Consider the following 24,076-nt stretch of genomic DNA (forward strand, 5'->3'; position numbering starts at 1 on the left):
AAAGGACAACTCCATTTCGCCTTAATAGGGTTCAACCCTACTTCGCTCGGCATATGCAACGTCTCTACGGGGTCGATTATGTCGATATTTTCGTCAAAACCATTTTTATTCAAAATCAAAACACCATGAATATGATTGGGCATCACCACAAATTCACCCAATTCAACAAATGGAAAATGTTTTGGAATTTCGTACCAAAAACCTTGTGCAATTGCTCCTAAAGTCGATAATTTCATTTTGCCTTTTTCGCATTCTCCAAAAAAATATTGTCGGTTTTTCGTGCAAATCGTTATGAAATATGCTCCATTTGTGCTGTAATCCCAGTTGGGATGTCTTGCCGAAGGAATGCGATATTTACTTTGGAATTTGTCCGCCATAGGATTGTATGAAATAGGCGACACAAAATTGAGTATAATAACCTAATAATGATTAACGAAATACGACCAAAAAATAACGTTTTTGGTTTAAGTGATTTTATTGGGCGTAAAACCGTATTTTTCTTTGAAAGCCTTGATGAAATGCGACACACTCTCATAACCGATTTCGAGACTTATCTCCGAAACGTTTTTCTTTGAGTTTTGTAGAAGAAAATAGGCATACTCCAAACGCTTGTTTCTAATCCAAGCGGCGGGCGAAGTATGAAATTGGAGTTCAAAATCACGTTTGAAGGCCGAAAGGCTTCGCCCCGAAATTTGGGCTAATTCGGCAATTGAAAGAGGTTTTAGGTAGTAATTTTCAAGAAAATAGGCCAAATCTGCTTTCTGACCTTGATAAATATTAAAAAGTGTCTGACGAAATTGGTCGCTGCGGTCGAGTTCGATGAGATGTAGCATTAACTCATTAAATTTCAGTCTTAAAAACTGATTCATTAGCTTAGTGCGAGTGCTAAAAAACGGAATCAGCGAGTCAACAAACTTATCGAAATTTTCGCTGCTTTCGAGGCTCAAGATTTGTTCGATGGCGTTTTCGGTCAAATCCTCAAAAAGTGTGAGGTTTTGAGCCACAAATTCTTTCAATAAATTTTCGGGAAAGAAAAAAACAAGGCTTCTGTAATTGACATCTATCGACTCATTCATTGAGTAGCAGCCACGCTGAAAAAAGAGAATTTGGCCTTTCTGAACGTGAATGTCTTGCGTAGGAGAAATAAACTTTTTTTCGCCTTCGAGTACATAAATAATGGCGTGTTCCTCAAAGAAAATCTCGTTTTTTGAAGGATAAATATTATTTCGATAAGCCACAAAAGTCATGTCTTGAATCTGCAAAGACTCAAATTCTTTTGAACTTATCGAAGAAGGAACACGAAGCATATCTTTGACTTTTGAAAGGTTTATCTATAAAACTGACTTTTAATAGCCATAGATTTAGTATTCTAAAATCAATGTTTCGGCAGGAATATTTAATTTTTTATGCAGTGTACGAATCATTGAAAGGCTCAATTTTCGATGACCATTCATTATATCAGACTTACGACTACGATTTCCAAGTATTTTACTGAGTTCGCTTTCTTTTAGGCCCATTTGTTCTAAACGAAACTTAATAGCCTCTAATGGATGTGGTGGTGCAATGGGATAATGTGTTTTTTCGTACTCTTTTACTAATAATGAGCTTATTTCAAGCTCTGCTTCTTCCTCAGAATTAGGTTGTATATCTAATTGCATCAATTCGTATATACGTTCCAACCCAGCTTCATACTCAGCTTCTGTTTTAATTATTTTTTGCATAGCTAATCTTTTTTGCGTCAATCTTATCATATTCTACATGTGTACCAATCCAAACAACAAAAAGTATTTGTAGGCGATACTCAATATCTACAATGAGTCGATATTTATTACCATGAATGTTGAAAATAACCCTTTTTTCGCTTAAAATAGAAGCATTTATATATTGTTGCTTCAATTCTTGGGGTGTTTTCCAAGTAGCTTTTTCCGCTTCATCATACCAGCTTCGTAAAGCTTGTTCGGCTTGATGCTCTCTATCCCAAAATATCTTTAATGTTTTTACAGAAATAATTCTCACCTTACAAATATATTAAAATGTATCCAAAATGGTTACAAATTTATCAAAATAATTTCTTGGCATAGCTTTAAACTATGCCAAGAATATAAAGCAATCAATAAACCTTCTCATAATACTCAGCCGCCATGCGATCAGAGTCGAAGAACGCATTTACATCATTCATGCTCTGTAAAACCATTTTTTGCCATTCGTCGGGGCGGTCATAGTATGTTGGCAGTATTTTATTTTCGAGCATATCAAGCATATTATGAATATCAACTCGGTCTCGTTCCCAATCAGGTGAATGAGGTGCAACTGGCACAACGAATGAGTTTTGTTCGGTTGCAAATTCACAAACCCAACCATCAAAAGTCGAGAAGTTGAGTGAAGCATTCATGGCTGCGGTCATTCCACTCGTTCCTGATGCTTCACGGGTAACAATTGGCGTATTGAGCCACACATCAGAGCCATCTTTGATAAGTTTCGATAAATTCAATTCATGCCCAGTCAGCACTGCCATATTTGGGTAAAGATGACTCAAATAATACAACTGATTGAAATTATTGATTGCTCCACCATCAAACGGATAAGGTTTTCCTGCCCAAATAAACTGAATCGGATATTTGGTGTTTTTCATCAATTTATCGAAGCGTTCACGGTCACGAGTGAGCAAATCAGGGCGTTTGTAAGCAGCAAAACGTCTTGCCCAAATAATTGTAAACACATCTGGTTTAAAGAGTTTGCCCGCTTGGTCGGCTACGGTTTTGAACAATACTTCTTTCAGTTCTTTTTTGCGAGAAGAGATAGTTTTTACATCGCCTTTCTTGCGGGCTTTTTCTAAAATATCATCAGCCCAATAAAGATTATTTTGTGCGTTGGTAACGTGTGTAATTTCACAAATACCTTTATAATCGCCCCACATTTTGCGAGAAACATCGCCATGAAGTTTTGATACGGCATTGGCTTTTCGACTCAAACGTAAAGCAACTAACGAATGATTGAAAACATTATCACTTATACCACTAATCTTACGAACTTCATTCATCGGTACACCCGCAAAGAAATTCATGTTTTCGAGCATATTGATGTCGTGTTTTTCGTTGCCCGCCTCTTCGGGTGTGTGTGTCGTGAAAACCAAACGTTTTTTCAAATCAGCGACTTTTCCAAACTTCTTGTATAGATGAAAAGCCCCCGAAAGTGCGTGGGCTTCATTGAAATGATACACTTCAGGTTCGTAATTGATTTTGTCCAGAAAAGTAGTTCCGCCAATACCCAAAACCATACATTGAGCTACTTTTATAGAAGCATCAGCATCATAAAGGTGGTACGAAATCGACCTTGCCCAATTATCATTTCCATCGGTGTCGGTGGTTAGAAAAAACATCGGAACGGTGCCAAAAGTTGTCGGAGGCAAGAAATAAGCAGCTACCCAAACCGCTCGATTTTGGATATTCATTTGGAAACGAACACCAGTATCTTGCAAAAAACTATACATTTTCTCACGAAACTGCACGGCCATACTGTTGTCGGTATTGCGAACTTGGTCATAATAACCAAATTTCCAAAGCATACCGATTCCAACAAGATTTTGTTTGGTTTGATAGGCACTTCGCATGTGCGAGCCAGCCAAAAATCCAAGTCCACCCGAATAGGTTTTCAAAGCTTGGTCGATGGCAAATTCCATCGAAAAATAAACGGCAGATTTCTTAAACTTTGGGGCAAAAGAATACGGATGAGCAAACTGCTCAGGAAGATTTTTCATTTTATCATAGGTTATTTTCTATGACAAATGTAGAGATTTTTATTTACGAATGAAGAATTATGAATTGAGAATTAAGAATGAGATTGTCAGACTGTTTGTTAATTCTGCGATAGGATTACATAAAATTAAAAAGGGCTTTCTTTATAATTATAGCAATAACTTACATGTAATTCTTAATTACTCATTCTTAATTCTTAATTTCGCCTACCATCTCACCTGTCCATCACCAAGGATTACCCATTTTTCAATAACAAGTTTTTCGAGAGCAAAAGGCCCACGAGCGTGGAGTTTTTGGGTCGAAATGCCAATTTCAGCACCAAGTCCAAACTGTCCGCCATCTGTAAAACGAGTGGAGGCATTATGATAAACCGCTGCGGCATCTACTTCGGCTAAAAATCTTTCAGCAAGTGCCTGATTATTTGTCAAAATAGCTTCTGAGTGTCGAGACGAAAATGCTTGTACATGAGCCAATGCTTCATCAAAGCCACTCACAGTTTTGACTGTAATTTTATAATCAAGCCATTCACGACCAAAATCTTCGGGTTGAGCACAATGAAGATTTTCGTAGCCCATTTTTTCAAAAACAACATACGATTTTTCATCGGCATAAACACCAACATTCCATTTTTTGAAATCTTCTACCAACATTGGCAAAAATTCATCAATAATGGCTTCATCAACAATAGCACAATCGAGCGAGTTACAAACCGATGGTCGAGAAACTCGTGCATTGACAATAATATCTTTGGCTTTGGCTAAATCGGCACTTGTTTCAACGTAAGTATGCACCACACCCGCACCAGTTTCGATGGTCGGAATGAGTGAGTTCTGACGTACATATTGAATAAGCGAATCAGACCCACGTGGAATAATAATATCTACAAAGCGAGTCGCTTTTAGTAATTCTTCCGTAAATTTTCGGTCGGTTGGTAAAAGCAAAACGGCATCGGCAGCAACGCTAAATTTGGCTAAGGCTTGATGAATCAATCCAACTAAACAAGTATTCGAGAAAATAGCTTCTTTTCCACCTTTTAGCACGCAGGCATTCCCCGAGCGTAGGCACAACGAAGCCACATCAATCGTTACGTTGGGGCGAGATTCGTAAATTACACCCACAACCCCCATCGGAACGGCTATTTTCTTGATATTCAGTCCGTTTTCGAGGTTTCTTTCGGTCAATACTTCACCTGTTGGGTCGGGCAAAAGAGCTACTTCTCTCAGCGAATCGGCCAAACCTTGAATACGGCTTTCGGTCAATAACAAGCGGTCGTATTTTGGGTCAGCTTTATCCATCAAGTCTAAATCTTTCTGATTTTCTGACATTATCAGTGCCTTCGATTGCTCAACGATTTCGGCCAATTCATTTAATAAATCGCTGCGTTGGGCATCGGTCAAACGGCGAACTGACGCCGAAGCTTGTTGGGTTTGCTGTAAAAGAGGAAGTATTGAATTCATGATTTTTTTGAAAGTCCACAGTCCACGGACAACAGCCCACAAAATACTATCGACTGCCGTCTATTGACCGTTGACTCGAATAACTTTAATTAATCCCGAGCAAAAACATTGCCTTGATTCTATTTTTTCGTAAAATTACATTTTTAACAAAACTTTCATACCATAAAGTAGCTGATTAAAACCAAACAACGACAATTTTTACCAAAAGCCTCCTTATCAATAGTTTAAACTTCCTCAGAAACAAACTATTGACCGTGGACGAATTAACTCAACCTTATTAATATGTTTAGCGAAAAAGACCTTAGCCTAATCGAAGCCCGTGGGGCAAATGTGGAGACGATTCTTGAGCAAATCGAGAATTTTAAAGTAGGATTTCCATACCTAAATGTCGTACGAGCAGCCACCATCGACGATGGAATGATTCAGCTTGGCGACGAAAAAGCCAAAGAACTATCGAAAGATTTCGACGACCAAATTTTCGGTAAAAAGCTACTAAAATTTGTACCTGCTTCGGGTGCGGCTTCGCGTATGTTCAAATCGCTTTTTGCGGCTTTGGAAGAAAATAAATTCGACAAATCGGTTAATGAAGTTTTAGAACATTTACAAGATTTTGCATTCTATAAAAGTTTGATAAAATCAGTTGGAAGCGAGTCGGCCGACCACAAAACTATCCTCAAACACCTCCTTACGGCCGAAGGCCTTGATTACGGTGCTTTGCCAAAAGGCTTGTTGGAGTTCCATAAATATGGTGATTCAACTCGCACACCAGCCGAAGAGCATTTGGTTGAAGGGGCAAAATACGCCAGTTCGGGCGGCAAAGTGAACCTTCATTTTACGGTTTCGCCCGAGCATAGAAGCAAATTTACGGCCTTGATTGATGCAGTTTTGGCTGATTACGAAGCAAAATATGGCGTAAAATATGACATCAGCTTCTCTGAACAAAAGCCATCGACCGATACGATTGCTGTAAATCTTGACAATACTCCTTTCCGCACGGCCAGCGGAGATTTACTTTTCCGTCCAGCGGGACACGGTGCTTTGCTCGAAAACCTTAACGACCAAGATGCTGATGTGGTGTTTATCAAAAACATCGACAACGTTGTGCCAGACAGCCTAAAAGAACAAACAATCATCTACAAAAAAGCTTTAGCAAGTTTGGTTTTGAGCTATCAACAAGCGGTTTTTGCGTATTTGAAAATGATGGATGGTACAGATTTGAAAGAAGAGGACGTAGAAGAAATTGAAGACTTTATCGAATTTGACCTTTGTGTAGAATTTCCCGAAGGTTACGATGATTTGTCTTTTGAAGAACGTAAAACTTATTGCCGCACAAAACTGAATCGTCCGTTGCGTATTTGTGGCATGGTGAAAAACGTTGGCGAGCCAGGTGGCGGGCCTTTCTGGGCAGAAAATGCCGACGGTTCAACCTCACTTCAAGTAGTAGAATCTGCTCAAATTGATTTGAAAGACCCCGAACAAAAAGAAATTTTCGATGGTGCAACGCACTTCAACCCTGTTGATTTGATTTGTACACTGAAAGATTATCAAGGAAATAAATTTAACCTTTTGGAGTTCCGTGACCCAAAAACTGGCTTCAACACGCAAAAATCACAAAGTGGTCGTGACCTAAAAGCACAAGAATTACCAGGTTTGTGGAATGGTGCAATGGCCGACTGGAACACCTTGTTCGTAGAAGTACCGTTGATTACATTCAACCCCGTAAAAACGGTGAATGATTTACTAAGACCAGAACACCAGTAATTCAATGAAGAATTGAGAATGTAGAATTAAGAATGAGATTGAACAACAAAATTCTACCGACCGTGGTGCGGAACGTCGCACGCAATTGACTAAAAAATGACATCATTAAAAATAGATACGCCTACGGCAGTTAGGCAGGGTGAAGAATTGGATTTGATAAAGTTGAATGACTTTATCAAATCTCAATTGCCTGATTTTGAGGAAATTACCGAAGTTTCGCAGTTCCCTGGAGGATACTCGAATCTGACGTATTTCTTAAAAACTGCTAATCGAGAATATGTTTTACGTCGCCCGCCTGTGGGTGCGAAAGACATCAAAGGTGGGCATGATATGGCTCGTGAGTATAAAATTCTGACGGCTATCAAGTCGATTGGGTATGAAAAAATACCAAATCCGATTATTTTTACTGATGATGAGGCAGTAATGGGTTGTCCGTTTTATATCATGGAGCGGGTGCAAGGCATTATTTTACGAGCAAAAGATGCTCCGAAACTCATGGAAACGGTTGCTCTTGCCGAAATGCGAAAACTCTCAGAAGCATTGTGCGATAATCTGGCGGTTTTACACGCCATTGATATTGAATCGACTGGATTGATAAATATTGGTAAACCCGAAGGCTACATTCAGCGACAAGTGGAAGGTTGGCACAAGCGTTATTTAGCCTCACAAACCGATGAGATTGCGGCGATGGATACTTTGGCCGCTTGGCTAAAAGAGAATCTTCCTGCCGAAAGCAAACCCACGCTCATTCATAATGATTATAAGTATGATAATGTGGTGCTGAACGCCAATAATTTATCAGAAATCATTGCGGTTTTAGATTGGGAAATGACTACCGTTGGAGACCCACTCATGGATGTAGGCACAAGCCTTTCGTATTGGGCAGAAGCCAATGATGGAGCTTTTGAAAAAACATTTAATCTTTCGTGGGTTGAAGGAAATTTGACTCGCCAAGAGTTTGCCGAGCGATACGCCGAAAAGAGCGGTCGAGATGTGTCAAATATTCTGTATTTCTATGTTTTTGGCTTATTCAAAAACTCAGTAGTTATTCAGCAAATTTACAGCCGATACAAGAAAGGACTAACCACCGACCCACGCTTTGCCGATTTGATTTTTGGTGTAAAAGCTCTTTCTAAAAAAGGCATAAAGTCGATTGAGAGTGGGAGGATGATGTAAAAAAATAACTTTAAAGTTTTGATTATCAGCTTTCTACAAAAATGATAGAGGTTTTAAAACAACATATCACCAATAGGCTCGGCAATGACCTTGATAATTTGGATATGGTGCTTTCCTCTTTTAAACATATCAAAACCAAGCGAAATCAGCATCTTTTACAACAAAGCGATGTTTGTAAATATGTATATTTCGTTGCCAAAGGTTGTTTGCAGGTCTATGTTTATGACAAAGATTTTAATGAAACAACCCGTGATATCATCATTGAAGATAATTGGTGTTCAGAGCTTTTAAGTTTTGGCAGTGGCAAACCAGCCTTAGAAAATATAAGAACCGTTGAACCCTGCGAACTTTTCGCCATAGATAGACCGACTTTTCAAAAACTGATGGAAACAGTTCCTCAGTTTGACAAAGTTTATAAACAAATCCTTGAGGCATCTTATGCCAACTCCGTCTATCGTATCAATACATTCGTATCATTGACAGCATTGGATAGAATTAAATGGTTGATGGAATACCGCCCAATGCTCATGACACGCCTTTCGAGTAAACTCATCGCTTCCTACTTGGGCATCAATAAAGATGTTTTTAGCCGCCTCAAAGCCAAACTCTAAAACATAGACTTTTGTCATCATTCACGAAATTATAATTGCTGAAATTTGTCCCATCATTCACAATTAAAGTTAAAAATTATGACAGAGTATCTATTGTTATTTCGCAACGCCAGTGCCGAAAACGGATATTTGGCCACTTCACAAGATATGGCAGAAGACATGCCTAAATGGCAATCTTGGATTGGGAATATTGCCATGCAAGGAAAATTAGTACACACCGCCCCAATGCGTTATGAAGCGTCTATTGTAAGCAATAGTGGTATTTTCTACGGCCCACATAAAGAAATTGACAGTGTTTTAGTAGTGGGATTCTTAATTTGCAAATCTGATAGTTTGGAAGAAGTACAAGAATGGAGCAAAACCTGCCCAGTACTAAAATACCCCAAAAGCTCGGTTGAAATTCGCCCACTTATTCCTTTTCCAAATAACTAAACAAGCAATACAATGGATAAAATCTTAAATTCGGGTAGATATATATTCCCTCTTTCGTTTTTGCTTTATGTTGGTTTGCACTTAGGCAAGCCCGAAGTTGGGGCTTCGTTTGTGCCTAATTATATTCCGTTTCCGTACTTTTGGAATTACTTTACCTTAGTTTGCATCTTATTATTTATCGTAAGTGCCGTAATTGGGAAGTACGATAAATTAGCCTACTCATTGATGGCAGTTTATGTAGTCTTAATGGCCGTTTTAGTACATTTACCAAGAACTATGGGGCAAGAATTAGGCGTTAAAAACATGACTGCCGATATAGCAAGAGAGAAAGAACTTGAAATGGTAAACTTTTTTAGAAATATAATGGTAACTGGGGCATTATTGGCATTTGCTAAATTTGTAGCCAAAGATAAACGTATTATTGGGTAGTTACATTCTATAACAAACGAGGCTTGGAATAACTTCCAAGCCTCGTTTGTTATATATAAATTCTCTATTTATACTGCTCAATAATTCTAAAAAGAGCCTTCTGCGTATCCAAATTCGGGAAGAAATCATAGATTTGGGCGTGAGCATCATAGTTTAGAATCAAGCCAGTTTCGAGGTATTTGTAGGCTTCGTTGTAGCTTCCATCAAAAATCAAATAGGCCGCTGCTCGATAAAATAAATCGGCATCGTCGGGCATTTCGCTGATTCCGTCATACACAATCTCGAAGGCTTTGCCATATTGGCTTTGCTCAAAGAAAAGCAACGACCAATTCAACCAAATATCAGGGTTATTTGGGTCGAGTGCCACAGCTTGTGTGTACGCCTCATTGCTCGATAAAAAATTACCTAATTTAGATTCCGTATCGCCCAAAAGCAACCAATAATCAGCGTTTGCTTCGTTGAGTTTGATGGCTTTTTGCGTGAAATGAATACTCTCAAACCAACGTTCTTGCTCATATAAAGCCGAACCCATTCCAAACCAAGCATCGTCCCACATTTCATCTAAAACGGTGGCTTCTCGGTAGTTTTTGTAGGCTTCGTCGTATTGTTCCAGTTTCTCGCAGGCAGCCCCCAAATGCGTATAAACTTCGGCCGTTGGGGCTTCGTGTTTCAGCACATTGGCGTAGCATTCTTTGGCATCAAGAAAATTACTAAGGTTCATGTAGGCGTGAGCCAAATTGAACCACCCCGAAGCAAAAGTTTCTTTGACCGTAACGGCATAATCATACGCAAAAGCCGCATCTTTATGCTTGCCAAGACGGCTGTGAGTCATGCCCAAAGCAAACCACGCAAAGTGCGAGTAGGGGTCATTATCAACTAATTCTTGAAAATAGCTGAGGTTTTCTTCTAATTTATCGGCTTGCTCTAAACAAAAAACTAACTCATAAAAAGCAATTTCTTCTTGAAATTTATTGCGAATAGCTTTTTTGTAGAAATGAGCTGCTTCTTCAAATTTCTGCCAGTTTTGGTAGGTTTGAGCGAGCTGAAAATATACTGTTTCTTTCTCGTCGGATAATAATAATGCCTCACGCAGATGCTCAACTGCTTCCTCGTAATTACCCATGAGGTTGCAAATTACGCCTCTCATGTAGGTGATTTCGTTATCGGCTGGATTATAAGTGGCAGCAGTATCCAAGACCTCCATTGCTTCGTCGAACTGCTCGTAGTTGGCGTGTAGCTGCACTTTATCGAGTAGTAATTCGAGCGAATAGGGGTATTGCTGAAGGCCAATTCGGCAGGCTTTCATTGCCATATCCCACTTGCTTTTGAGCAAATAGTATTCGGATAATTGTTCGTATGTTTCTTCGTCGAAGAAAATCGTTTCTTTACTTTTGAGCATTTCCTCAAAGCGTTCGGCCGATGCTTTCACATCAGCGTCATCGAAACCATCGAATCTGTCACTAAATTCGTGTTGCATGTAGAATTCCACTCAAAGGTTAAACAGCCCAACCAAGGGCTGCACATCGTGCTTAAAATTGATTTTTGGGGTATAAAAAGGGTATTGTAATCTTCTTTGTTTTAGTCTTATCTACTGATAATCAATAAAATATTATACAAGATTATTTACCCCAATAAAACTATCAATAAATGTAAAAATTATTTATTAAATGTCAATAGTTTTCCAGAAATAAAAGTTCCTATGGTGGTGATTTGTTATTTGTTACTTGTTATTGGTTTATTTTCTAATCAACTAATAACAAGTAACCAGTTTCCCAGTAACTATTTCAAAAGAAAATTCCCAACTCTACGAATCGTCTCGTCTAAGTCGGTAAATTGAAAATTAATTGCTTTCTGAATCTTTTGGTTTTTATAAGCAAATTTCGTGCGAGAGTTATGGGCGGTTTCTTTTGTAATTAATGGAGCTTTTTTTGTAAAGAATGCTCGCAGGGCTTCGAGTCGCCACAGGATTTCGATGGCGAAAGGTGATAAAGTCTTAAAAGGGGCTTTTTTACCGAAAACGGCCGCTATTTTCTCGAAAAACACCTTGTATGTCGTAGTTCCTCCATTCAGAATAAAGCGTTCACCTTTAATTTTGGAGGTTGTAAGTTTGAAAATAGCCGTCACGAGGTCGTTTACATCTACATAATTGAGATTGCCGTTGGTATAATATTTGTGCTGGTCATAAACGTACTTAAAGAGCTGCGTACTACTTTTGTGCCAATCTCCTTCGCCCAAAATAATTGATGGGTTCACCACTACCACATTAAGCCCTTCGGCTTCGCCACGCCAAACTTCAAGCTCAGCTTCATACTTCGATTTTGCGTAATTTGAGTTGAGCGGAGAGTCTTCCCATTTTTGATTTTCGTCAATGATTCCACCATGTACATTTTCTGATGCCGACGTTGGGCGACCCAATGCCGCAATCGAACTTACATGACAGAGCTTTTTGATTTTTTTCTCCAAACAAATATTCACTAAATTGGCCGTTCCTTCAACGTTTACCTTAAACATTTGGTTGCGGTCTTTGGGGGCAAACGACACCAATGCGGCCGTATGAACTACAAAATCTTGATTTTCGAGTGCATTTTCAAGTGAATGTATATCCAAAATATCACCTTCGATGATTTTGATTTTAGAGATAATATCCTTCAATAAAGACAAATCGCTGCCAGCACGGCACAATGCCGAAACTTCATAGCCCGCTTCTGTAAATTTACGAGCGGTAGCACTGCCAACTAAGCCATTTGCACCTGTAATTAGAACTCGATTCATGCTTTCAATGAGTGAATGATGCGGTAAATTAACAAAATAGAACGCAGATATTTATGATTGTTCGGATTGATTATGATTTGACGAAAGCAAATCATATATCTATCATAAGAACCATAAAAATCTGCGTTCAGTTTTCTTTTGGTGTAAAAGAAAAACTATTATCTCGAATAGTTCGGAGCTTCTCTTGTAATCTGAATATCGTGTGGGTGACTTTCTTTGATACCCGCCGCTGTGATTTTTACAAATTTAGCTTTTTGTAAAGTTGCAATATCGCCAGCACCACAGTAGCCCATACCTGCTTTCAAGCCTCCTACCATTTGATAGATGATTTCAGCAGCACGACCTTTAAATGGCACACGACCCACGATTCCTTCGGGAACGAGTTTCTTAATATCATCTTCGGCATCTTGGAAATAACGGTCTTTCGAGCCATCTTCCATTGCTTCTACCGAACCCATTCCACGGTATGTTTTAAATTTACGTCCTTCATAAATCACCATTTCTCCAGGGGCTTCTTCAGTTCCTGCCAAAAGTGAACCCATCATTACGGTACTTGCACCACCAGCGATGGCTTTTACAATATCGCCCGAAAATCGAATTCCACCGTCGGCAATGACTGGAACGCCGTATTTTGCGGCAGCTTTGGCTGAATCGGCAACAGCCGAAAGTTGTGGCATTCCGATACCTGCAATGATACGAGTCGTACAGATACTTCCTGGGCCTACACCTACTTTAATTGCATCGGCACCTGCTTTTGAAAGGGCTTCGGCTGCTTCTTCAGTTGCAATATTTCCAACAATAACATCAATTTTCGGGAAGGCCGTTTTGATACGTTTGAGGGTGTCAATTACACCTTTCGAGTGTCCGTGAGCAGTGTCGATACTTACCACGTCAACACCTGCTTTGATTAGGGCTTCTACACGTGCCTCAATATCAGGAGTTACGCCTACGGCCGCACCTGCAAGTAAACGACCTAAGCTATCTTTTGCGGCATTTGGGCGGTCTTTTTTCTTTAAAATATCTCGGTAAGTAATCAAACCGATGATTCGGTATTCTTTATCAACAATCGGGAGTTTCTCGATTTTATAATTACGTAAGATGTCTTCAGCTTCAGCCAATCCTGCTCCTTCATGCCCAACGATTAGGTTTTCTTTGGTCATGATATCGGTGATTGATTTTGAAGCGTCTTGCTGAAAACGTAAATCACGGTTAGTAATAATTCCTTTAAGCTTTTGGTTTTCGTCAACGATTGGAATACCACCGATGCGGAATTCTTTCATGATGCGAAGAGCATCGCCAACAGTTGCTGTTTCGTGCAGTGTAATTGGGTCGATAATCATGCCACTCTCCGAACGCTTCACCTTGCGAACTTGCTCGGCTTGCTGTTGGATAGACATATTTTTGTGAATAAAGCCGATTCCACCTTCTTGTGCCATCGCTACGGCCATTTCGTATTCGGTAACGGTATCCATTGCCGCCGAAATAAGAGGAATGTTTAATTGAATATTTTTGGTTAAAAATGTTTTAGTTTGCGTATCTCGTGGAAGTACCTCTGAATAGGCTGGGACGAGCAGAACGTCGTCGTAGGTGAGTGCTTCGTAAAGCAACTTTGAAGAATCTAACATAGCAAATAATTTCGTTTTCTTATTTGCCAAGCAAAATTACGGCAAATATTTGAAAACGACAATTTTATACGAAAAATTTAATTTTTGGGTAATGTTTAAGAAAGTAAAGTTTCGGCGAATAAAACCCAAAATGCCCATTTATTTTTCAATAAATGGGCATTTTGATATAAAATACTATCGACTTTCGTCCGTGGACGGTAGTGTATTAATAACGATACATTTCAGATTTGAATGGACCTTCTGGTGTTACACCGATGTAAGCCGCTTGTTCTGCATCTAAGGTATCTAATTTAGCACCAACGTGAGCCAAGTGGAAAGCAGCTACTTTCTCATCTAATTGCTTAGGAAGAACGTAAACTTTTTTCTCGTATTTCTCTGGGTTGTTCCAAAGTTCGATTTGTGCTAATGTTTGGTTTGAGAATGAGCATGACATCACGAATGATGGGTGACCCATTGCACAACCTAAGTTTACTAAACGACCTTCGGCCAAGATAATGATTTCTTTGCCATCAATTTCATACATATCAACTTGTGGTTTGATAGTAGATTTTGTGTGGCCATAGTTTTGGTTTAACCAAGCCATGTCGATTTCGTTATCGAAGTGACCGATGTTACAAACGATAGCCTTGTCACGCATTGCTTTGAAGTGACGGTCACGGATGATATTTACGTTACCAGTAGCCGTTACGAAGATATTTGCACGAGTTACTGCTTCATCCATTGGTACTACTTCGTAGCCGTCCATTGCCGCTTGTAAAGCACAGATTGGGTCGATTTCAGTAACCAATACACGGCAACCAGCACCACGAAGTGATTCTGCCGAACCTTTACCTACATCACCATAACCTGCAACAGCAGCAACTTTACCTGCCATCATTACGTCAGTTGCACGACGAATCGCATCAACTAATGATTCTTTACAACCGTATTTATTATCGAATTTCGATTTTGTTACTGAGTCGTTTACGTTGATAGCTGGCAAGAATAATGTGCCATTTTTCATACGCTCGTACAAACGGTGAACACCCGTTGTAGTTTCTTCTGATAAACCTTTGATACCTGAGATAAGGTCAGGATATACATCGAATACCATATTTGTAAGGTCGCCACCATCATCCAAAATCATGTTTAATGGTTTTTGTTCTTCACCGAAAAACAAAGTTTGCTCAATACACCAGTCGAATTCTTCGGCTGTTTGACCTTTCCAAGCATAAACTTGAATACCAGCAGCAGCAATAGCAGCAGCAGCGTGGTCTTGAGTTGAGAAAATATTACAAGAAGACCAAGTTACTTCAGCACCTAACTCTACAAGGGTTTCAATCAAAACCGCAGTTTGGATTGTCATGTGTAAACATCCTGCTACTCTTGCACCTGCCAATGGTTTCGACGGGCCATATTCAGCACGGATTGCCATCAAACCTGGCATTTCGGCTTCTGCTAATTTAATTTCTTTACGACCCCAATCGGCAAGAGTGATGTCTTTTACCTTGTACGGGAGATAAGTTTTTGTTGCTGTTGACATTATTGATATAAGTTAAATTATCCTTTTAAAATTATTAATTTAGTTGGTTTTTCTAAATTTTCAACAAAATTAGGATAAATTATTTGCTACATCAACTTTTTTTGGATAATTTTTATTTAGCGGATAAAGCAATATCGCCGATATTTTTAGTTTTTCTTCAATTTCATTTTTCCATCTTTCAGCACAATCGTATCTTTTTTGTCTTGTTTCTTGTAGCCGTTTCCTTCGGGGTCAATATCTGAGTCGAAACCCGTAGCCGATGTAATGACTTTACTTTCGATTTTATCTTTGATTCGGCCCAAGCCGCCGAGTACTGTGGCCGAGGCTTTTTCTTTCCAATATGACCCTATCAGCGTGGCGTTGAAAGTTATTTCTATAAAACCATCTGCACCTGCTTTTACCTCTAATGTTTCATCATTATTCTGCGATTCTCCTACGTGATAATCCATACGAGGCTCTTTGATTTCTTCCACATACTTAATGGCAGCAATACCTTTGTATTTGCCCAAATCTTGTGCTTTCTTGATATTTTCTTTGGTATCGGGGTTATCGGCATTTACAATCAGGTAGTTACCCGACTCAACCGCCGAGCGACCGTAGTAATCACCAAGCCAAATTCTTAGCATTTTATCTGGTTTAGTGGCATTACCCGTAAAATAAGCATAATTCCCAATTTTAATTTGGCGAGGCTGAGTCTTAAACTCTTTGCCATCAAGCATAACACTCATTGAGTTTTCGTTGGTAATCTGAGCGAAAACTCCTATCGAAAAAATAAACGATAAAAAGAAAATGACTGCTGTTTTCATGTTCGACTTGATTTATGGGTGACTGGTTCTTTTTGATAAAGTTAGAGAAGTTCAGCGAATAAGTCTATGATTATCAGCATTGTTTTGGTGTAAAAACAAAAAAGCTCCCTTTCTGAAGAAAGAGAGCTTCTGTTGTAAAACTATTATCAGATGCTTACTTCAAAGTAGCAATCAATTTTTCGTTTAAAGCTACATAATCAGGGTTTCCACCTGCTTTTGCTAATTCGATTCCTTTCGTAGCAGTTGCTTTTGCACCAGCCTTATCACCAAGTTTAGCTTGGATTTTTGCTTTTAAATGTACCATCCAATAAGCACTTGGTTGAGCATCAATGGCTTTATTTACCCATTCTAAAGCTTTATTTAAATCTTTGCCATTATCAAAGTAATAACTTGCTGCGGCAAAGTACGGGCGATTATCTACATTCATCGCTCCATCAATTGATGCCATAATTTTGCTATCAATATCAGCTTCTACTGGAATGCTCACGGCTGTGTTTTCCCACAAAATTTGGATATTTGCCGATGCCGCCATCACATCACCAATGATAATCGTAAACGATTCGATATTCATTGGTAGAGTCATTGATTTTACTTTGAAACGAGCTACGTCCTCTTCTTTTTTGTAGCCATTTAGTCCACCGTTATTTACGCCTTTGTTCAAGATGATTTCCCACTCTCCAACATTCGGAATTGAGTAAAGTGCATACGAACCTGCTTTTACGGCCACACCACCAACTTTCACGTCTTCGCCGAAAGTTACTTTGGTTGCACCATTAGCACCCGTTCTCCACATAGCACCAAAAGGCACTAAATCACCAAAAATCTTACGACCTTTAGCCAATGGACGAGAATAATTTACTTCGATTGATGAAAGTGCAAAATCTTGCTTGATAGTTTGGGTTGGACTCGGAGCTGGCGTTTTGATACCTTGTGCCATTGCTCCCATTGATACAAAAAGAGAGAATAGTAAAACGATTTTTTTCATTTGTGTTTGATAGATTTTGTTTGAATACCTATAACGCTGAAACTTGGAAAATGGTTTGGTTGAGAAGACAAGAGATATTAGACAAAAGACAAGAGAGTTAAAACGGTGTATCAAAATCTTTTGTCTCCTGTCTATTATCTCTTGTCTAAAAACCTACACCAAACTAATTCGTTTTCCAGTTTGAGCGGCTTCGTAGATTGCCATCAAGATTTTCATATCTCGTTTGCCTTCATCACCGTCGATGTGTTTCGGGAATTTTCCTGTTTCAATCATTTCTTTGCAGATGGCTTCCATCATTACTGTCTGATGATGCACCACTGGCAATTTCATTTCTCCGTCGTTGCTTCTACCTTTAATTGGGCCATAACTATATGCAGGACTTAGCTGAAGCCAACCTTTATCGGCCGACACATAAAGCTGCTCAATGTTTGACTTATACGAAGTGAAACCATTCACCATCGCTCCGCCTGGAAACTCCATTTGCCACGAAACACTTTCTTCTACATCTTTAAAACGTTCTTTGTCGGTGATTGGCCCAAACTGAGCAGTCACCCAAAGTGGTTCTTCGCCCGTTACGTAGCGAGATGCCTGTACGCAGTAAATGCCCACATCCATCAAAGGCCCGCCACCTGCCATGGCTTTTTTCAAACGCCACTGAGTTGGGTCGCCAATAGTAAAGCCAAAATTTGTTTGCATGAATCTTACATTACCTTTCTCTTTTTTCTGCCCGATTCGCATCACTTCTTGCGTAAATGGCTCAAAGTGCATACGATAACCAACACCCAACTGCACGCCCGCATCTTTACAGGCTTTTATCATGGCGTCACATTCGGCTACCGAATTGGCCATTGGTTTTTCGCACATGACGTGCTTACCAGCTTTTGCTGCACGAATCACATATTCGGGGTGCATCGAATTCGGTAAAACTACATAAACAATATCAACCGATTTGTTTTTAGCTATTTCGTCGAAGTTCTGATAATTGTAAATGCTTTCTTTGGGTAAATTGTATTTCTTTGCCCATTCGTCGGCTTTGGTCGGTGAACCAGTGACAATGGCTGCCAAATAGCAATTTTTGGCGTTTTCTAAGGCAACTGCAAGCTGATTTTTGGCGTAACTACCCAAACCAACGAGTGCAACACCGAGTTTTTTATCATCTTTTGGAGCAGGGGCTTCTGGCACAGCCATTACTGATGGAACGGCAAAAGCAGCCGCAGTTGTGCCAAGTCCAACACCGAGGTTTTGGAGAAACGAGCGTCGAGATTGATTTTCAGACATTTCTTTAGTAAATTGGGGTTGAGAATAGAAATTTGTGCTATTTAATGTAATTTATTATCGTAAGAATCTGTTTCTAAAAGTACGAACTAATTTATTAAATCAAAAGTAGAAAAGTGGAAGAAAATAAAATTCAAAATAACCAAACAACAATTCGTACACCTATCGTTATCGCAACGACACTCGTGGTGGGGATATTGATTGGAGCAACTTTTTTTGGCGGACGACGAGTTGGCGGTGATATTTCTCGAAGTTCGACTAAATTTAAAGAGATTCTGACTTACATCAATCGTAGCTACGTTGATAGCGTTAATACCGATTCGTTGGTCGATTATTCGATTACAAAAATGCTCGAAAAACTCGACCCGCATACTTATTATTTCCCACCTCAAGAAGCCGATGTGGCTCGTTCACAACTTGAAAGCGGATTTGATGGTATCGGAATTGAGTTTAATGTATTCAATGATACACTCTATGTCGTCACGCCTCTCGCAGGCGGGCCATCAGAAACTGTCGGTATTCAGAGTGGAGATGCCATCATTAAGGCAAATAATAACAAACTGACAGGAAAAGATGCCAATAGCACCAATATTTTTGCGAATCTACGTGGAAAACGTGGCACCGAAGTAAAACTCGAAATCAAGCGTAGAGGCTTTAAAGATTTGTTAAAGTTTACGGTTGTGAGAGATAAAATTCCTCAATATTCGATTGATGCCGCCTATCTGATGGAAGATAAAAAGACGGGATACATCAAAATCAATCGTTTTACAGAGACTACCTACGATGAGTTTAAGCAACACATGGCCGACCTCAAAAAACAAGGCATGAAACAATTATTGCTTGATTTGAGAGGAAACCCTGGTGGCTATATGGACAGAGCAACTGATATTGTTGATGAACTCGTAGGTGGAAAAGATGTGATTGTATATACTGATGGAAAAGATACACGAAACAATAGAAAAACTTACGCAGGAAACGACGGAATGTTTGAAAAAGGAGCCGTAGTTGTGATGGTTGATGAAGGAAGTGCTTCGGCCTCAGAAATTCTTTCGGGAGCATTACAAGACTACGACCGTGCTTTGATTGTGGGTCGTCGTACATTCGGGAAAGGTTTGGTTCAGCAGCCGATTCAGCTTTCAGATGGCTCAGAGTTACGTCTAACTATATCACGCTACTATATTCCGAGTGGGCGTAGTATTCAGAAGCCTTACGAAAAAGGTCATTTAGAAAACTACGAACACGAACTCGACGAACGTGGAAAATCGGGTGAATTTTTCATTGCCGATAGCATCAAGAATAATCCCAAAATGCGATTCAAAACCAAAGGTGGCCGTACGGTTTATGGCGGTGGTGGCGTTACGCCCGATATTTTTGTGCCGAGAGATACAAGTCACATCACAAGATATTTGCTCGAACTTTACGGCAAAAACATCTTGCGTGAATATGCTCTCAATTACGCAAACGCCAATCGTAAAACGCTCGAAAAACAACCTTTTAGCACTTTTTTAAATAATTTCGTGATAAACGATGCGATGCTCGAAGAAGTGAAAAAATTGGCTAATAACTCAGAAATCAAATTCAATGCAGCTGAATTTGGCCGCTCGAAAGAGTTTATCAAGCTACAAATCAAGGCAAATATTGCTCGACACATTTGGCAGCGAAACATGAAAAATGGCCTAAATAATGAGTTTTATCAAATCATTTACAGCCAAGACCCAATCGTGACTACCGCCACCAAACAATTTGGTAAAGCCGAAAAATTGGAGAAAGAAAAGAAACTATAAAAACAAATGTGGGCGTGATTCAGAATCACGCCCACATTTTATTATTCAACAATATAGTCTTTAATTACATTGCCAGTGCCAATATCAGTATAAACGCCATCGTGTAGAAACTTAATTCCTCGGACAGTCATTTGGCATTTATCGCCCGAACTAATCAACATTCTGAGCGGAGTAAGACTTCCTTTTCCGTCATTCAAAACTAAGCCCGCAATCTTCTTTCCGTTTCTGATTAACGCCACTTCAATCTCGCTAATCATAAAAGTCACGTCGGGCATTTTTTGTTTTTGCTCACCTTGCAAAACCGCTTTTACCTCAAGTAAAGTATCTGACTTGGCAATGTTTTTTCGGTTATCGGCATTTTTTTCATTCAGAAAAAATGAAACTGCTGGGCGAGGAATAAATGGTGTTTTTTGTTGAGAAAAAGCACAAAAACTCAGGAAGGTAAATGTTAAGGTAGCAAAAGTCTTCATTGTAATATGGACGTAGTTCTATATTAAATTTACTAACGCCCTTACCAAAACACTTATTGCTTCCTTTTGCTTAAAATATATCCCAAACCCATATTAGCTCTGAAAACCCCTAAGTCGAAATTCTTATTTGCGTAAGGCGAAAGTTCGAAAACGACCTGTAATCTTGGAAGTTTCTGAACTGGCGATGCACGCACACCAAAGTTCAAACTGTAACCTTCCAACGGAGATTGTTTGGAAGCATCGGGGTTTAGATAATTCAAGAAATTAGCTTTTACGCCTGCCCCTACGTAGAATTTTGCTCGCTCTGATTTATTGAGATTAAACATCGGAGAAATCTCGGTACTTAGTGATGAAAAGTAAGAATTCATCTGAAACCTAAAATCAGCCCAAACAACTTTGTTGGGATTTGAGGCTACCGAAAATATAGAGTTGAATGGATAATATGTAAATGCTTGAGCTTGTGAAAGTTGAGCAATTGATACAAAAGCAATAATCAAAAGTAGTTTTTTGTGCATATTTGGGTCAGGTTTTTGCTACAAAACTACAAGAAATCGGTTTTTAGTCTCAGCAATTTGATTAAATTATTTCGTTTTCTAAAAGAAGCGTTTCTTTCGCTTTGCTATTTTGTTCATCAACCAATCGATTGATTTCTTTGATTACTTCAAAAAATACCGCCAATTTCTCAGCAGGAATTTGCTCTTGAATCATCTTATTGAAAATGATTACTCCTTCACGAGAAAAACTTCTTTTTTTGCGTCCTTCTTCGGTCAAAAACACTCTTACGAAACGCTTATCATCGGGGTCAATTTCACGATAAATCCAGCCTTTTTCTTCGAGGGTCTTTAGCATTCTGGTTAGGCTTCGAGGTTCCATTCCAATCGAAGGCCCAATTTTGGTAGCGGGTGTACCTTTTTCTGAGTCAATATTGAGCAGTACATAGCCAATCGCCATCGTCATATCGTTGGGATTTGCGTAAGCATTATACATTCTCGAAATAGAATGCCATGCCCATTTTATGTAAAAATCTATTGTTTTTTCCTTTTTCATTGGTGTTTCTTGCTTCGAATCTACACAAAAGTAACAAAAAAAACAGTATGCAGGCATACTGTTCTGTGATTTTTTCTACTAAAACTTTATATTTTTACATCATTGCTATTCAATCTCGGCAATTTTGGTTTTTGCATTAAAAACATAGGTTTTCTTTCCACCTGGTTGAATGAAATTTACAAGGTTGGTTTGGTCATCGAAAAGCTCCTGCATGATGTTATTGTAGAGGATATTTCCTTTAAAATCCTGTGCATTAGGTATTTCGACGTACACCCAAGTAGCATCACCTTCGGTTTCTTTTCCAAGTACATTCATTGCTCTCTTTTGCTTTTGGGATACCAAAACCGCAAAGTGCTGCTGTACGTATTTATTCAAGATGGCTTCGCTGTTATCATTTTTGCCCCCTACCATCACTTTCTGACCGTTATTGGCTTTTGTTAAAGCAGTTTCCAAATCATCAGTAAACATTCGGATGCTTATCTCCAATGATTTCTCTTGAGCATTATACTGCACCTCAGTCAACGAAGTATGATAGGCGTGAAGCCCCCCCGCCCCTAAAGGGGTGCTATGAAAAAGCTTCTCCCAATTAGTTGAGGTATGGGTTGGGCCAAATACTATTAATGCAAAAAGGGCTATTATAGTCTTCATTTTCTCAAAATTTCCCCTTTAGGGGTTAGGGGCTACTTAAACAAAGCCTTAAAAGTATCATTAAACAACACAAGTACCATCAATGTCAATAAGATGAATGTACCAACTTGCTGAGTACGCTCCATGAATTTCTCAGATGGCTTGCGGCGTGTAATCATTTCGTAAAGTAATACTAAAACGTGTCCACCATCGAGGGCAGGAATTGGCAAGGCATTCATAAAAGCTAAACCCATTGATAATAAACCTGTTAAACCCCAGAATCTTTCCCAATCCCACGATTTGCCGTACATTTGAGCCAAACCAACTGGACCACTTACGGCATTTCCTGCCGAAATATGTCCTTTGAAGATTCGTCCAAAACCTTGAATCTGATTTGGAATCACCGAAAGTGCGTCTTTCGCTCCTGTGATGAATGACTCACCAAACGAAAGTGTGCGTTTGCTTGAAGTAAGGGTCATTTCTGAAGTAAAACCGATTGTTCCTTCTTCAGTTACGGTTGGATTTATCTTAACAGTTTGGTTACCACGTTCAACAGTCAACTCAACTTTTTTTCCTGCTTGCTTCTTGATGGCAGCTTGAAAATCTTGGAAACACACAATCGGTGTGCTATCAATCTTCACGATTTTATCACCTGCTTTCAAACCTGCGGCTTCGGCTGGCATTCCTTTGGCAATTTCTCCCACTTTAAATGGCAAAATTGGCTCCATGAAAGGAACTTTGCTTGCTACTTTATCAATCAAATCGTTTGGTACAGGAATTTCTTTTACTTCACCGTTACGCTCAATTGTGAAATTAGTATTTTCTTGCATCAAAGCAGCACGCACATCACCCGAAGATTCATAGTCTTCACCGTTTACTTTGATGATTTTATCACCAGTTTTTAAGCCAATTTCTTGTGCGAGCGGGTGTGCATAATAGCCCAATTTATTTACTTCTGCTTTTGAGTAATATTCTTCACCCCAATAGAATTTCACGCCCCAGAAAATCAAGATTCCGAGAATAATATTCACGATAATACCACCCAACATTACAAAAAGACGTTGCCAAGCTGGTTTTGAGCGAAACTCGTAAGGTTCAGGCACCGCCGCAAGCTGCGAAGCATCTTTGGTTTCATCGACCATACCTGCAATATCCACGTAACCCCCGAGCGGAAACCAACCTAAACCATATTCGGTATCGCCACTTTTCTTTTTCCATAAAGCAAAATTCAACACATTAGGCAATGGAAAAAGGAAATCGAAGAATATATAAAATTTATTGACTCTAATACCGAAGATACGAGCAAAGATAAAGTGTCCAAATTCGTGTAATCCGACTAAAATAGTTAATGCCAGCAAAAGCTGACCAATCATTGTTAAAATTGCCATTAGTTGACGTTGATTTGTTTGATTTTACAAGAGTCGATGGTCAACAGTCCACAGTCGATGGTTTTCTAAACAATCCTGTGAGTTACGATTTCTTCTAAAATCTGTTTTTAGTTATTAAATTATTAAAAAAATTATCGACTATCGTTTAAGCGGC

General features: G+C 39.2%; 24 protein-coding genes. 6 read left to right on the forward strand and 18 right to left on the reverse strand.

The window, feature by feature from the left end; translation table 11 throughout:
• The 6 genes from IEX65_RS24185 to IEX65_RS24210 all read right to left on the reverse strand — a co-directional run.
• On the reverse strand, positions 1-377 hold a 377-nt coding region (locus IEX65_RS24185; RefSeq protein ID WP_308424972.1), incomplete at its 3' end, for a transposase.
• A gap of 87 nt (positions 378-464) precedes the next feature.
• The gene (locus tag IEX65_RS24190) at positions 465-1,307 is read right to left on the reverse strand and encodes a helix-turn-helix domain-containing protein (protein ID WP_188770264.1); all 843 of its coding nucleotides are present in this window, start codon (positions 1,305-1,307) and stop codon (positions 465-467) included.
• Positions 1,308-1,361: 54 nt separating this feature from the next.
• Positions 1,362-1,721, reverse strand: coding sequence for a helix-turn-helix domain-containing protein (locus IEX65_RS24195; RefSeq protein WP_188770267.1), 360 nt, complete (start codon positions 1,719-1,721; stop codon positions 1,362-1,364).
• Positions 1,705-2,016, reverse strand: a complete 312-nt coding sequence (locus tag IEX65_RS24200) for a type II toxin-antitoxin system HigB family toxin (protein ID WP_188770269.1) — start codon at positions 2,014-2,016, stop codon at positions 1,705-1,707. Before IEX65_RS24200 ends, IEX65_RS24195 begins: the two co-directional genes overlap by 17 nt.
• A gap of 94 nt (positions 2,017-2,110) precedes the next feature.
• A complete protein-coding gene (gene glgP, locus IEX65_RS24205) occupies positions 2,111-3,757 on the reverse strand; it encodes an alpha-glucan family phosphorylase (protein WP_188770270.1) in 1,647 nt (548 codons plus the stop codon).
• A 204-nt stretch (positions 3,758-3,961) separates the two neighbouring features.
• Positions 3,962-5,212: a glutamate-5-semialdehyde dehydrogenase gene (locus tag IEX65_RS24210; RefSeq protein WP_188770273.1), complete on the reverse strand. Its 1,251-nt coding sequence runs from the start codon at positions 5,210-5,212 to the stop codon at positions 3,962-3,964.
• 282 nt (positions 5,213-5,494) lie between these two features.
• Between IEX65_RS24210 and IEX65_RS24215 the strand changes: the two genes are divergently transcribed.
• From IEX65_RS24215 to IEX65_RS24235, 5 genes are all read left to right on the forward strand, one after another.
• Positions 5,495-6,973 carry a DUF4301 family protein gene (locus IEX65_RS24215; protein WP_188770274.1) on the forward strand — a complete coding sequence of 493 codons (1,479 nt, stop codon included), beginning with the start codon at positions 5,495-5,497 and terminating at the stop codon, positions 6,971-6,973.
• A 96-nt stretch (positions 6,974-7,069) separates the two neighbouring features.
• Positions 7,070-8,149 (forward strand): phosphotransferase family protein, encoded by a 1,080-nt coding sequence (locus IEX65_RS24220; protein ID WP_188770276.1) that lies wholly within the window; start codon positions 7,070-7,072, stop codon positions 8,147-8,149.
• Positions 8,150-8,190: 41 nt separating this feature from the next.
• On the forward strand, positions 8,191-8,760 hold the full coding sequence (locus IEX65_RS24225) for a Crp/Fnr family transcriptional regulator (RefSeq protein WP_188770278.1): 570 nt from the start codon (positions 8,191-8,193) through the stop codon (positions 8,758-8,760).
• Between the two features lie 78 nt (positions 8,761-8,838).
• A complete protein-coding gene (locus IEX65_RS24230) occupies positions 8,839-9,192 on the forward strand; it encodes a YciI family protein (protein ID WP_188770280.1) in 354 nt (117 codons plus the stop codon).
• Positions 9,193-9,204: 12 nt separating this feature from the next.
• Positions 9,205-9,621, forward strand: a complete 417-nt coding sequence (locus IEX65_RS24235; RefSeq protein ID WP_188770282.1) for a hypothetical protein — start codon at positions 9,205-9,207, stop codon at positions 9,619-9,621.
• 64 nt (positions 9,622-9,685) lie between these two features.
• Here the strand turns inward: IEX65_RS24235 and IEX65_RS24240 are convergent, their stop codons facing one another.
• From IEX65_RS24240 to IEX65_RS24270, 7 genes are all read right to left on the reverse strand, one after another.
• Positions 9,686-11,098, reverse strand: coding sequence for a tetratricopeptide repeat protein (locus IEX65_RS24240; protein ID WP_188770284.1), 1,413 nt, complete (start codon positions 11,096-11,098; stop codon positions 9,686-9,688).
• Between the two features lie 302 nt (positions 11,099-11,400).
• Positions 11,401-12,393 (reverse strand): SDR family NAD(P)-dependent oxidoreductase, encoded by a 993-nt coding sequence (locus IEX65_RS24245; protein ID WP_188770286.1) that lies wholly within the window; start codon positions 12,391-12,393, stop codon positions 11,401-11,403.
• 158 nt (positions 12,394-12,551) lie between these two features.
• Positions 12,552-14,018: an IMP dehydrogenase gene (guaB, locus tag IEX65_RS24250; protein ID WP_188770288.1), complete on the reverse strand. Its 1,467-nt coding sequence runs from the start codon at positions 14,016-14,018 to the stop codon at positions 12,552-12,554.
• 205 nt (positions 14,019-14,223) lie between these two features.
• The gene (ahcY, locus tag IEX65_RS24255) at positions 14,224-15,540 is read right to left on the reverse strand and encodes an adenosylhomocysteinase (protein WP_188770290.1); all 1,317 of its coding nucleotides are present in this window, start codon (positions 15,538-15,540) and stop codon (positions 14,224-14,226) included.
• A 146-nt stretch (positions 15,541-15,686) separates the two neighbouring features.
• Complete coding sequence (locus IEX65_RS24260) at positions 15,687-16,346, reverse strand: hypothetical protein (RefSeq protein ID WP_188770292.1); 660 nt, start codon at positions 16,344-16,346, stop codon at positions 15,687-15,689.
• A gap of 154 nt (positions 16,347-16,500) precedes the next feature.
• A complete protein-coding gene (locus IEX65_RS24265; protein WP_188770294.1) occupies positions 16,501-17,331 on the reverse strand; it encodes a DUF2911 domain-containing protein in 831 nt (276 codons plus the stop codon).
• 153 nt (positions 17,332-17,484) lie between these two features.
• Positions 17,485-18,609: a Gfo/Idh/MocA family protein gene (locus IEX65_RS24270; protein WP_188770296.1), complete on the reverse strand. Its 1,125-nt coding sequence runs from the start codon at positions 18,607-18,609 to the stop codon at positions 17,485-17,487.
• 113 nt (positions 18,610-18,722) lie between these two features.
• On the opposite strand from IEX65_RS24270, the gene IEX65_RS24275 reads away from it, so the two are divergent.
• Complete coding sequence (locus IEX65_RS24275; RefSeq protein ID WP_188770299.1) at positions 18,723-20,390, forward strand: S41 family peptidase; 1,668 nt, start codon at positions 18,723-18,725, stop codon at positions 20,388-20,390.
• Positions 20,391-20,431: 41 nt separating this feature from the next.
• On the opposite strand, the gene IEX65_RS24280 is transcribed toward IEX65_RS24275, so the two are convergent.
• The 5 genes from IEX65_RS24280 to rseP all read right to left on the reverse strand — a co-directional run bounded on the left by IEX65_RS24280 (position 20,432) and on the right by rseP (position 23,922).
• On the reverse strand, positions 20,432-20,860 hold the full coding sequence (locus IEX65_RS24280) for a hypothetical protein (protein WP_188770301.1): 429 nt from the start codon (positions 20,858-20,860) through the stop codon (positions 20,432-20,434).
• A 53-nt stretch (positions 20,861-20,913) separates the two neighbouring features.
• Positions 20,914-21,375, reverse strand: a complete 462-nt coding sequence (locus tag IEX65_RS24285; protein ID WP_229250875.1) for a hypothetical protein — start codon at positions 21,373-21,375, stop codon at positions 20,914-20,916.
• Between the two features lie 61 nt (positions 21,376-21,436).
• Positions 21,437-21,907, reverse strand: coding sequence for a MarR family winged helix-turn-helix transcriptional regulator (locus IEX65_RS24290; RefSeq protein ID WP_188770304.1), 471 nt, complete (start codon positions 21,905-21,907; stop codon positions 21,437-21,439).
• Positions 21,908-22,012: 105 nt separating this feature from the next.
• Complete coding sequence (locus IEX65_RS24295) at positions 22,013-22,555, reverse strand: DUF6702 family protein (RefSeq protein WP_188770306.1); 543 nt, start codon at positions 22,553-22,555, stop codon at positions 22,013-22,015.
• A 32-nt stretch (positions 22,556-22,587) separates the two neighbouring features.
• Entirely contained in the window at positions 22,588-23,922 is a 1,335-nt protein-coding gene (rseP, locus tag IEX65_RS24300) for an RIP metalloprotease RseP (RefSeq protein WP_188770308.1), read from the reverse strand.
• Positions 23,923-24,076: the final 154 nt, after the last annotated feature.

It is taken from the genome of Emticicia aquatilis, assembly GCF_014644295.1.
Taxonomy (GTDB): Bacteria; Bacteroidota; Bacteroidia; order Cytophagales; family Spirosomataceae; genus Emticicia; species Emticicia aquatilis.

Coding starts and splice junctions, on each gene's coding strand:
- IEX65_RS24190 (WP_188770264.1), bottom strand. CDS start 1,307: ATGCTTCGTGTTCCTTCTTCGATAAGTTCAAAAGAATTTGAGTCTTTG.
- IEX65_RS24195 (WP_188770267.1), bottom strand. CDS start 1,721: ATGCAAAAAATAATTAAAACAGAAGCTGAGTATGAAGCTGGGTTGGAA.
- glgP (WP_188770270.1), bottom strand. CDS start 3,757: ATGAAAAATCTTCCTGAGCAGTTTGCTCATCCGTATTCTTTTGCCCCA.
- IEX65_RS24210 (WP_188770273.1), bottom strand. CDS start 5,212: ATGAATTCAATACTTCCTCTTTTACAGCAAACCCAACAAGCTTCGGCG.
- IEX65_RS24215 (WP_188770274.1), top strand. CDS start 5,495: ATGTTTAGCGAAAAAGACCTTAGCCTAATCGAAGCCCGTGGGGCAAAT.
- IEX65_RS24220 (WP_188770276.1), top strand. CDS start 7,070: ATGACATCATTAAAAATAGATACGCCTACGGCAGTTAGGCAGGGTGAA.
- IEX65_RS24225 (WP_188770278.1), top strand. CDS start 8,191: ATGATAGAGGTTTTAAAACAACATATCACCAATAGGCTCGGCAATGAC.
- IEX65_RS24230 (WP_188770280.1), top strand. CDS start 8,839: ATGACAGAGTATCTATTGTTATTTCGCAACGCCAGTGCCGAAAACGGA.
- IEX65_RS24235 (WP_188770282.1), top strand. CDS start 9,205: ATGGATAAAATCTTAAATTCGGGTAGATATATATTCCCTCTTTCGTTT.
- IEX65_RS24240 (WP_188770284.1), bottom strand. CDS start 11,098: ATGCAACACGAATTTAGTGACAGATTCGATGGTTTCGATGACGCTGAT.
- IEX65_RS24245 (WP_188770286.1), bottom strand. CDS start 12,393: ATGAATCGAGTTCTAATTACAGGTGCAAATGGCTTAGTTGGCAGTGCT.
- guaB (WP_188770288.1), bottom strand. CDS start 14,018: ATGTTAGATTCTTCAAAGTTGCTTTACGAAGCACTCACCTACGACGAC.
- ahcY (WP_188770290.1), bottom strand. CDS start 15,540: ATGTCAACAGCAACAAAAACTTATCTCCCGTACAAGGTAAAAGACATC.
- IEX65_RS24260 (WP_188770292.1), bottom strand. CDS start 16,346: ATGAAAACAGCAGTCATTTTCTTTTTATCGTTTATTTTTTCGATAGGA.
- IEX65_RS24265 (WP_188770294.1), bottom strand. CDS start 17,331: ATGAAAAAAATCGTTTTACTATTCTCTCTTTTTGTATCAATGGGAGCA.
- IEX65_RS24270 (WP_188770296.1), bottom strand. CDS start 18,609: ATGTCTGAAAATCAATCTCGACGCTCGTTTCTCCAAAACCTCGGTGTT.
- IEX65_RS24280 (WP_188770301.1), bottom strand. CDS start 20,860: ATGAAGACTTTTGCTACCTTAACATTTACCTTCCTGAGTTTTTGTGCT.
- IEX65_RS24285 (WP_229250875.1), bottom strand. CDS start 21,375: ATGCACAAAAAACTACTTTTGATTATTGCTTTTGTATCAATTGCTCAA.
- IEX65_RS24290 (WP_188770304.1), bottom strand. CDS start 21,907: ATGAAAAAGGAAAAAACAATAGATTTTTACATAAAATGGGCATGGCAT.
- IEX65_RS24295 (WP_188770306.1), bottom strand. CDS start 22,555: ATGAAGACTATAATAGCCCTTTTTGCATTAATAGTATTTGGCCCAACC.
- rseP (WP_188770308.1), bottom strand. CDS start 23,922: ATGGCAATTTTAACAATGATTGGTCAGCTTTTGCTGGCATTAACTATT.